Source organism: Pseudomonadota bacterium (assembly GCA_039815145.1).
Taxonomy (GTDB): domain Bacteria; phylum Pseudomonadota; class Gammaproteobacteria; order Steroidobacterales; family JBCBZW01; genus JBCBZW01.
Window position 1 is genome coordinate 1 of the sequence record JBCBZW010000265.1, and the last position, 3037, is coordinate 3037.

Annotated in this window: 2 protein-coding genes; both read right to left on the reverse strand. The window is 67.1% G+C overall.

All coding sequences use genetic code 11. The features are described 5' to 3' along the window. Window positions 1-156 precede the first annotated feature (156 nt). Complete coding sequence (locus AAF184_25560; protein MEO0425723.1) at window positions 157-1338, reverse strand: L,D-transpeptidase; 1182 nt, start codon at window positions 1336-1338, stop codon at window positions 157-159. Between the two features lie 65 nt (window positions 1339-1403). Then, complete coding sequence (locus AAF184_25565; GenBank protein ID MEO0425724.1) at window positions 1404-2963, reverse strand: PA0069 family radical SAM protein; 1560 nt, start codon at window positions 2961-2963, stop codon at window positions 1404-1406. Window positions 2964-3037 lie beyond the last annotated feature (74 nt).

Sequence of the window (3037 nt, forward strand, 5' to 3'; positions counted from 1 at the left end):
GCACGGACGCCACCATGGCGGGCAGCTACCCGAACCTGCTGCGCGTGATCGACTACCTCGTGGCCATCGAAGGCGCGAGTGAGACCGAAGATGCGTCGGCCAGCGTCAGCGCGCCGGCCAGCAGCGACGGCCAGGGCTAACGCCACGCGTTAGCCCCTATCGGCGGCGGGGCGGCCTCAGGCGCTCCGCCGCGATACGCCAGCTCCCCGCGTCGTCCTGACGCCAGTACTGGCGATACCAGCCGCCCCACCCGTCACCAAAGCTCGCTACCACGAGGCCTTGCGTTGTCGGGTCCTGGATCAGGGCCAGCCGTCGCACCTCAGGTGCCTCGTCCTCCCGCTCGAGACCCGCTCCGGCGACGGGCACCGCAAGCGCCTCCGGGTCGTAGAGTTCCTCCAGCGCAGAGGCGCCGTCCTCACCCTGCGCCCGGGCCGCTAGCCAGCGCTCAATACGCCCACTCAAGCGCGCCACCTCCGCCGTCGAGGGCGACGCCGCATTCCAAGGCACCCGCTCCACGATCACCACCGGCGTTCGGCGCGGTGCCAGGCGTTTCGCCAGCCACTGGATGTCAGGGTTGGTCAGGGCGACGCACCCATCGCTGTCGAGGGGCGGGCGTGAGTAGGTTTGCGGGGGTACGCCGTGGATCCAGATGCCACGCCCGGTACGTGACTCTCGCCGATCCCAGGCGTTTGGATAGTCGAGGGGAAACGCATGCGCGCCGTAGCGCTCGGCCAGACCTTCCTCGTCCATGCGGCTCAAGGTGAAGTAGACGCCGAGGGGCGTGCGCTCATCGCCCTCCACCTCCTTGCCCGGCCCGCGACGCCCGATCGAGACGTACAGGTCGCGCTCCAGACGCAGCCCCTCAGGGCGATTGCGGAAGAGGAACAGGCGCGAGGTCGACGTCTCCACCACGATCAGGTGGCGGACGCCACGATCGAGGGCGAGCACGAAGGGCAGCGTCGTCGGCACCTGGTAGTCACGATGGGCCCAGCGTTGGGCTGCCTCGTGCGCCAGTCGAGAGGCCTCGTCCGGCGCGGCACCTTGCGGCGCCGTGGGCACGGACGCCGCCGCGGTCAACCACCGCGCCTGCAGCTGCGCCATCGCGGCCTCGCCCTGCGCCGCGAGCAGTTCCTGGCGCAACTTGTCCAGCAGGGCAAAGCCGCTGACCTTCTGAGCTAGTGCTGCCGATAGCTCGATCGCCTGCGCGCTATCGCCCGTCTCGACCGCCTCGAGCACCCGCAGCCATTCCTGCTCCGTCGGTGCCAACACATCGAACACTAGCGGCGGGGGCGTATGCTCCTGTGCGACCCCCACCGTGGGCAACACGGCGAAAAGCATCAGCAACAACGTTAGGCAGCAGGCAGCGCGCGCCTCGGCTCTAGGCATACGGACCCATGGAAGGCTCAGAACAGTGCGAGTTGCGGCTCACTGTGCGATGAGCGAGCAAGGCTTGCAAGTAGGGAAGGCGGCACGGCAAAGGCAGAGGTGTCCAGGCGCGTGCGCTTGGCCGCATCGTTGAGGCCATGGCGTGCGCGGGCGAGTTCGAAGCGGCGCGCGATCAACTGGGCCAGGGCGCCCTGGCCCGATTGGCGCTGGCCCCACCTCGAGTCGTACAGGCGGCCACCGCGCATGGCCCGCACGGCGTTCAGCACGCGTTCCTTGCGATCGGGGTAGTGCTGGGCGAGCCAGTCCTCGAACAGCTCGGTCAGCTCGTGGGGGAGTCGGAGAATCACGTAGCTCGCCCCCGTAGCACCGGCCTTCGCTGCCGCGCTCACGATGTCCTCGAGCTCCGCATCGTTCACGAAGGGCATGATAGGCGCCGCGAGCACGCTCACCGGCACCCCCGCCGCGACCAGTCGCTCGATCATCTGCAGCCGCCTCGCCCCACTGCTCGCCCGGGGCTCGAGCTGGCGCTTGAGCTCGGGGGCCAGGGTGGTGACGCTGACCGCTACGCTGACCAGTCGCTGGGCAGCCAACTCGGCCAGCAGATCGAGATCGCGCTCGATGAGTGCGCCCTTGGTGACGATCGAGACGGGGTGTCGGCAGGCGAGCAGCGTTTCGAGAATTCGGCGGGTGACGCCGTAGCGACGCTCGATGGGCTGGTAGGGATCGGTACTCGCCCCCAGGGCAATCGGCGCGCAGCGATACGAGGGACTCGCCAGCTGTCGCAGAAGCACCTGATCCGCATCCGCCTTCCAGACCAGCCGTGTTTCGAAATCCAGGCCGGGCGACAGGTCCAGATAAGCGTGCGTGGGGCGTGCGAAGCAGTACACGCAGCCGTGCTCACAGCCCCGGTAGGGGTTGATGGTGCGGTCGAAGGGCAGGTCCGGCGAGCGATTGAAGGTGATGAGCGAACGCGGCACTTCGCGGCGCACGTGGGTGTCAGGTGCCCGCTCCGGTTCCGGGACGTTCCAGCCATCGGCCACCGCCTCGTGGCTCCCGATCGCGAGGAGAATGACGAGGTCGATTTGGGCGAGATAAGGCTCGATGGTCTCGACGGGCGTGGAGGGATTGAGGGACACTCCCCGGAGGATATGCTCCCCGCCGTTTTCGATGAGAGAAAGGGTGTTGCCGATGTCGGGGGTGTATTCGACGCAGAAGGAGATGACCGCTGCACCCGCTTCTGCAAAGGCGGGAATCTGGGCGTCAGGCTGATCGATCAGGAGGTGGACATCTTTGAGCAAGCCAGTTTGGAGCTGGCTCGTGAAGTCGGGCCCGACTGTCGTCTTGGGCCAGACGGTTTCGTCCATGATGTCGATATGGACGAGAGGAATGGAGGCGTCGGCCAGAATCTGGAGGGCTTCGATCTGGTTCTCGTGGGTGAGGGTCCCGATAGTCAGTTGGGGAGCTGGTTGACGAAGACCTGCGATGATGTCGGACGCGACGCATTCGACGCCGAGCCCGCAGATTGTCGGGCGTGCCGGTGGTGCCAGTGGCGGTGCCTCGAGAACCTGGGAAAGGATGACGGAAAGTGGTAGGGGTAAGGGAACCCGGCAGGATCATGACCACCACCAGCAGCAGCAACTGAAGGCAACCC

Bases quoted from the DNA above. Each gene is read 5' to 3' on its own strand.
- AAF184_25560 (MEO0425723.1), bottom strand. From the start codon at position 1,338: ATGCTTTTCGCCGTGTTGCCCACGGTGGGGGTCGCACAGGAGCATACG.